Below are 6,141 nucleotides of genomic sequence, written 5' to 3'. Positions count from 1 at the left end.
TCACCTGGGCAACCTCCTTGACGCCGGTGTTATAGAGGTCGTCGATACACGCTGGAGTGCAAAAGGGCGGGAGGTTAAGCTCTATGGCATGAAGGATCAGGTGCTGATCGTTGCTCCGAGACGGCAGAGCGCCATTGGCATGATGAAGAAATACGCAGCAACACTCGGCGTATTCATAGCCGGGACTGCTATCCTTTCACTCTATCTGCCGAGACTCCAGACACAAAAGGCATCATATGATATGATGACGTATGCCGCATCACCTGAGGCGATGCCGGTTGCAACCCGTCTTGCCGGGGCTGGCACGTCATCACTTCCCCCGATGATGCATGAGTTTGTCACCGCCTTCTTCCTCGGCGGCTGTCTTGTGCTGGTCGCATTAATCGCCTATGAGGCTATGATCTGGATTCGTGAAGAGAGAGAAGTTAAACGAGTCCGATGAAGTTCTTCAGGAGCAGAAGACCTGTCGGACCACTCTTTTCAGGATGGAACTGCACCCCATAGATGAGCCCTCTCTTCACAGCTGACGCATACACGGTCGTATATTCTGTTTCACAGAGCCGGTACTCTGGAGGAGTATCGACAAAGTAAGAGTGGACAAAATAAACGTAACTCTCTTCAGGTATGCCTTCGAGGAGAGGATCATCCGGCAGTGTATGATGAAGTGTATTCCAGCCCATATGAGGGACCTTCATTCCGGGTTTTGCCTGAAATCTTCGGACTTTCCCCGGGATCAACGAAAGACCCTGATGATTCCCATGCTCCTCGCTCTCGTCCATCAGCATCTGCATCCCAAGGCATATTCCAAGGAGTGGAAGATCACCGGCGACCGAGAGGAGACTCTGTCTGACCGGCGATAGTTTTCCCATACCCTCAGAGAATGCCCCGACACCGGGCAGGATAATACCATCTGATGATTCGATCTCCAGAGTATCGTGGGTAATTATTGGAGTCGCACCTGCCCGTTCTATCCCGCGAAAGACCGATCGCAGGTTTCCAAGTCCATAATCAATAATGGCTATCTTCTTCATCTTCTCCTCCCCTGTTCACTCTCCATGCACCGCTCGAAAACCATTCGGGAGAGCGTCCTGCCGCTGCAGCCCATGCTTCAACAGCAGAGCGCCATTTTGACCAGAGGTCCGGGTACCGCTCCTCGATCATCTTCAGATGGGCAATATCACTTGACGGACACATATAACACCCGATCCGGTCGAGGCCCTCTTCATAGAGTATATTATAGGGTGCCTTCTCCTGGAAGAGATAGAGCCAGACATGGAGTGCGTTCCAGTGCTGGATCGGTGCTGCAGAGAGCTGGTTTGGAACATTTTGGTTTCTCCAGACCCGTCTGCTCTTCATTCTCCTCGCAGATTCATACTTCCGCTGTCCGATGAGTGAGAGGCATTCGCCCCACTGTTTTTCGATCAGATCGTTCACCGGCGTGAGTTTGCAGGCTTTACAACACCACCTGAGGTTGACCGCCGGTGGGCCATGCTTTTGGAATCCCTTCCAGAACCCTGCCTCACCATCTTCGCTGAATAATTCGACCTTGTACCGTTCACATACTCTGTCGATATTCTCATAGGTCTCCGGAAATTCAAAGCCGGTGTCTGCAAAGAGTAAGGGGACTGGTCCGATTGCCTTCAGCGTCAGGATAAGGGTGACGAGGCTGTCTTTTCCTCCTGAGTACGAGACGGTGATCGGAAGCGTTTCTTGTTCTGAAAGATCCTGGATGAACCGGATTGAGTCCTGTTCCATCGAAAGAAGTATCTCACGGTTTGCTATGACAGCCTGATCCCAGGTTGAAGGAGACGGAAGGAAGGTCTGAGTACTGTTCTTCCGAAGACGGACGATCTGGCCGCGACTTGTTGAACGTGCCTCATCTGATCCCATCTTTGCGCGGCCGACCCCGATACAGGTGCCATCACCCGTCAGGACAAAGACTTCGTCACCCTTCGTGGTGTGAGATTCTATCTCTACAAGACCGGGTGCAAGGACACTGGATCCTTCCTGTACAAATGGAGCAGCACCATCATCAACGACCACATACCGTCGCTTCGGGCGCATCAGAAGACCGGCCTGAGGACGGGGAAGTGCCTCCCACCGGCTCCCGGAGGGGAGATAGCGGATCGCACCGACGACTGCTCCACCGATGATGATCTCCTCCATCCGGTCGTCATCAGGGACCTTGTTCAGGAGGACGATATGGCCGTCCGGAATGAGCGGTTGACCGAACGCTTCATCAAATATAGAGTTGATGAGACGAATATCTGAGGGAAAAGCCGGACGGACATCTCCGGGAGGGGTGATCCCGACATGCCGCGCAGGTGCCCCACAGCCACACCGCTTCCCAAGAACCGGTACATGGCAGGAATCACACCAGTGGAGGGGAATAGCACCAAGGTACGGAGATTGCATTCTGATCACGTTGCTCTGCAACATTTAAAAACTGAATCATTATCCGGAAGAGACAGAACGAGTAGTTCGCTACAAACAATAAGCCCTGCTGATAACAAAATAACTCAGAGGGATCTGTATTCTTTATCCTTACCGATATGGAAAACCATATTTCAGGAAACGATCATTATTGATCATGACAAACATAGGGCGTGCGTCCTATTTACCGTCTATACGGTTTTATTTACGCTATAAGGCAGCGCAATGCCGTTGCATGGGGGGGGTTGACCACCCGTGATCCGCTTCCTGGTAACAACCATCGCCGCATATGCGGTCTATCTTCTGTTGACGGCGGGATCAGGGTCGATCATTCTCTGGTCTGAAAGCGAACTCATCATCGGGCTTTGTCTTGCAATCATCGTCGGTATCGCCTCATCCCGAATCTTCTGCCGGACCGGAAGTCCCCGTATGGCAAATCCCATCCGCCTTCTTCTTCTTGCAGTCTATGCGGTTATCCCGCTCTTCATCGAGATGGCACGGGCAAATATCGATGTTGCGGTCCGGGTGATCACAGGGAATGTCAGGCCAGGTATTGTCCGGGTACGGACCGGGATGAAGACCGATCTCGGACAACTGATCCTTGCAAACTCGATCACCCTGACACCAGGAACACTCACCGTTGATATCGATGATGCGAGTGGTGATCTCTTTGTTCACCTGATCAATGTCCCGGATGATATCCGTACAAAGAAGAGTATCGAAGCTCGGGAGCTCTTCTCCTTCTTTAATATCCCGGCCTGGATTCGGAGGATTGCAGAATGATTGATCTGGTATTTATCGCCATTGTAGTTCTTGGTCTTCTGATACTCTTTGCAGGAATACGGCTTGCAATTGGCCCATCTGCTCCGGACCGGGTGGTTGCCCTTGACACGATCAACACGCTGATGGTTGGGGCGATGATCCTTCTTGCAGTCTATCTTGGGCAGACGATCTTTGTTGATGTGGCGATCGTCTATGCCCTCCTCTCATTCCTCGGCACACTTGCCATAGCCAAGTATATCGGAGGGGAATTATGATCACAACAGCCGCAATGATATGCATCGGGATAGGCGTTCTCTTCAATGCCCTTGGAGTTATCGGTATCCTCAGGTTCCCTGATGTCTATACCCGTCTCCATGCCGAGACGAAGATGACGACCTTCGGAACGATCTTCCTTGCACTCGGAGTGGTGCTGTATGCAGGCGGGATGCTGATGAACACCAATGATACTCAGTACCTGACCCTTGCGATTCATACGGTCATCGCAGTTATTGCCCTTGCCTTTACGAATGCAACCGGGTCTCATGCGATCGCACGGGCAGCACACAGGAGTGGACAGTTGCCTGATCCATCTGTTGTGAACCGTCTTTCGGAGGTGAAGAGACGTGATTGAGATGATTCTTCATACCATCCTCCTCCTGGGAATGATCGGTGCTGCGATACTCGTCTTCACCTTTAAAGACCTGGTATCTGCTGCGATCGCATTTGGGGCATTCAGCTTCATCCTGGCTCTTGAGTTTTACCTCCTTCAGGCGCCTGATGTCGCCATTGCAGAGGCTGCAATCGGAGCGGGCCTCTCGACTGCTGCGTTTATGATCGCCATCCGTGGCACTTCACGAAAGGAGCGTGATGAAGCATGAGACGGAACCTCTCGATCATCATCGTCATCCTGATGGTCGGAATGCTCGGCGTCATCGTGAGTGGCATCTCTTTTGGTGAGCCTGTCGATCATCCGATGGATCGCTATTTCATTGAGAACAGCCAGCTGGAGAGCGGAGCAAATAACGTCGTAACCGCCGTCCTTTTCGACTACCGGGGTTTTGATACCCTTGGAGAGGCGGCGGTCCTGTTCACTGCCGCCCTCGGTACAATGCTGGTCTTCAGAAGACGGAGGGAAGAATAATGCAGATGAGTTCAATTGTTCGGACAACGGCAGATATCCTCTTTCCGTTCATTCTAATCTATGGCTTCTACATCGTCATCCACGGCCATCTCACACCGGGAGGAGGTTTCCAGGGTGGAGCAGTCCTCGCTTCAGGTGTCCTCCTCCTCCTCTTTGCATACCGGTATAACGAGAGTACAAGGATTGTGAAGAAGACGGTGATGAAGACCATTGAATCAGGAGGACTTCTCCTCTTCATCATCACCGCACTTTCGGCAATGCTGCTTGGAGCAGGGTTCTTCTTCAACTGGGCCGCATCCGGTGGGATGATCTTTGGAGATCTTGTTGCGTTTGGATCAACCGCAGCCAACCTGAACACAGGAGGGCTGATCCCGATTATGAACCTCGCTGTTGGAATTGAGGTTGTCGGAGCGATCAGTGTGATCCTCCTTGCACTCCTCTCAGGCATTAAGGAGAAGATCTGATGATACCAGAACAGATACCCTATATCGCAGTGATCCTGATCGCAGGGATCGGGATTGCAACACTTCTCCTGAAGAAGAATATCATAAAGATGATCATGGGGCTTGCGATCATCGAGGGGGCTGCAAACCTCTTCCTTGTATCTCTCGGATACCGGATCGGAGGGATTGCCCCGATCTTTACGAATGCACCTGATGCAGATATGGTGCTCCCGACTGTGCAGGCGATGACTTTGACAAACATCGTCATCGGGTTTGCAACAACTGCACTCCTCCTCGCTTTTGCCATGATGATCTATCGGAAATACGGATCCGTTGAAGCGAATAATGTCAGGAGGCTCCGCGAATGAGTCAGTTCGCAGCACTGTTGATCGCACTCCCGATGATCGGGGCGTTTGCAATGCCACTGATCGGGATGCTCGGCAGACAGATACGGAACTCATGGGCGATCCTTGCGATGCTTGCAACCGTTGCATCGGCCCTAGTTATCGTCAATGAGGTGCTGACTCAGGGCACGATCGTCTATGCCTTCGGTGCAGTCGATTCGGCACTGACGATCCCCTTCGATTCCGGAGGGGTCCCGATCCGGATCCTCTTCACCATCGATGCGATGTCGGCGTTTATGATCCTGACAGCAGCGATCATGATGTTTGCCGTCACCATATACTCGATTGCGAGTGAGTCCGAACAGACCGGACAGGACGGGTATTATGCCCTCCTCTTCCTGATGATGATCGGAATCTTTGGGATGGTCTCAACAGGCGATCTCTTCAACTTCTTTGTCTTCCTTGAGATCAACTCGCTTGCAGGTGCAGCACTTGCTGCATACCGGATCAATAACGGCCTTTCGGTCGAAGGTGGTCTGAAGTACGCCGTCATCTCTACCGTTGCGGGTCTCTTCTTCCTCTTCGCAGTCGGGATGCTCTATGCCCAATACAACTCGCTGAATATCGCGTATATCGCCTCGGTGATCAGCCTCTCAGGCCTCTCACTTGTTGCGATCGTGCTGATGATCACCGCACTTGCGATGAAGTCAGGGTCGGTTCCGATGCACTTCTGGACGCCTGATACTTATTCAAGTGCACCATCATCCATTACCGCGATTCTGATCGTCTCCAGCATGGCGAGTTTGTATGCGATCTTCCGTCTCATCTTCACGTTATATGGCCTGACACTGAATGTCGTGACGATCGGATGGGTGATCATCATCCTCGGTATCCTCTCGATGTTCATCGGGGTCTCGATGGCACTGCCGCAGAAGGATGTCAAACGGCTGATGGCCTATCACTCGGTCTCCCAGATCGGCTATATGCTCGTTGGTCTTGGTGTCGGTGTTGCTGTCCT

The 6,141-nt window shown here is 52.2% G+C and carries 10 protein-coding genes and 1 pseudogene; 9 read left to right on the top strand and 2 right to left on the bottom strand.

The genetic code is table 11. The features are described from left to right. Positions 1–442, top strand: a pseudogene (locus Q7V06_RS08755) (ArsR family transcriptional regulator); the annotation flags it as partial. Here Q7V06_RS08755 and hisH read toward each other — a convergent pair. Both hisH and Q7V06_RS08745 read right to left on the bottom strand, forming a co-directional pair. Then, the gene (gene hisH, locus Q7V06_RS08750) at positions 426–1,031 is read right to left on the bottom strand and encodes an imidazole glycerol phosphate synthase subunit HisH (RefSeq protein WP_304840653.1); all 606 of its coding nucleotides are present in this window, start codon (positions 1,029–1,031) and stop codon (positions 426–428) included. The pseudogene Q7V06_RS08755 and the gene hisH overlap by 17 nt on opposite strands. Then, positions 1,009–2,415, bottom strand: coding sequence for a phosphoadenosine phosphosulfate reductase family protein (locus Q7V06_RS08745; RefSeq protein ID WP_304840651.1), 1,407 nt, complete (start codon positions 2,413–2,415; stop codon positions 1,009–1,011). Before Q7V06_RS08745 ends, hisH begins: the two co-directional genes overlap by 23 nt. A gap of 273 nt (positions 2,416–2,688) precedes the next feature. Here Q7V06_RS08745 and Q7V06_RS08740 point away from each other — a divergent pair, with 273 nt between their 5' ends. From Q7V06_RS08740 to Q7V06_RS08705, 8 genes are all read left to right on the top strand, one after another. Then, complete coding sequence (locus Q7V06_RS08740) at positions 2,689–3,216, top strand: Na+/H+ antiporter subunit E (RefSeq protein WP_304840650.1); 528 nt, start codon at positions 2,689–2,691, stop codon at positions 3,214–3,216. After that, entirely contained in the window at positions 3,213–3,470 is a 258-nt protein-coding gene (locus Q7V06_RS08735) for a monovalent cation/H+ antiporter complex subunit F (RefSeq protein WP_304840648.1), read from the top strand. Before Q7V06_RS08740 ends, Q7V06_RS08735 begins: the two co-directional genes overlap by 4 nt. After that, a complete protein-coding gene (mnhG, locus tag Q7V06_RS08730) occupies positions 3,467–3,826 on the top strand; it encodes a monovalent cation/H(+) antiporter subunit G (protein ID WP_304840645.1) in 360 nt (119 codons plus the stop codon). The genes Q7V06_RS08735 and mnhG overlap by 4 nt, the downstream gene beginning before the upstream one ends. A 1-nt stretch (position 3,827) precedes the next feature. After that, the gene (locus Q7V06_RS08725) at positions 3,828–4,073 is read left to right on the top strand and encodes a hydrogenase subunit MbhD domain-containing protein (RefSeq protein WP_342766189.1); all 246 of its coding nucleotides are present in this window, start codon (positions 3,828–3,830) and stop codon (positions 4,071–4,073) included. Then, positions 4,070–4,336, top strand: a complete 267-nt coding sequence (mbhE, locus tag Q7V06_RS08720; RefSeq protein WP_304840641.1) for a hydrogen gas-evolving membrane-bound hydrogenase subunit E — start codon at positions 4,070–4,072, stop codon at positions 4,334–4,336. Before Q7V06_RS08725 ends, mbhE begins: the two co-directional genes overlap by 4 nt. 5 nt (positions 4,337–4,341) lie before the next feature. After that, complete coding sequence (locus Q7V06_RS08715) at positions 4,342–4,800, top strand: MnhB domain-containing protein (RefSeq protein ID WP_304840639.1); 459 nt, start codon at positions 4,342–4,344, stop codon at positions 4,798–4,800. Continuing rightward, positions 4,800–5,147, top strand: coding sequence for a sodium:proton antiporter (locus tag Q7V06_RS08710; RefSeq protein WP_370650836.1), 348 nt, complete (start codon positions 4,800–4,802; stop codon positions 5,145–5,147). Before Q7V06_RS08715 ends, Q7V06_RS08710 begins: the two co-directional genes overlap by 1 nt. Then, positions 5,144–6,141 (top strand): proton-conducting transporter membrane subunit (locus tag Q7V06_RS08705; RefSeq protein ID WP_304840637.1); only part of this gene is annotated, 998 nt, incomplete at its 3' end. The genes Q7V06_RS08710 and Q7V06_RS08705, both read left to right, overlap by 4 nt.

This window comes from Methanocalculus sp. (genome assembly GCF_030651615.1).
Lineage (GTDB): Archaea > Halobacteriota > Methanomicrobia > Methanomicrobiales > Methanocorpusculaceae > Methanocalculus.
This window is presented reverse-complemented; position numbering and strand designations above follow the sequence as displayed.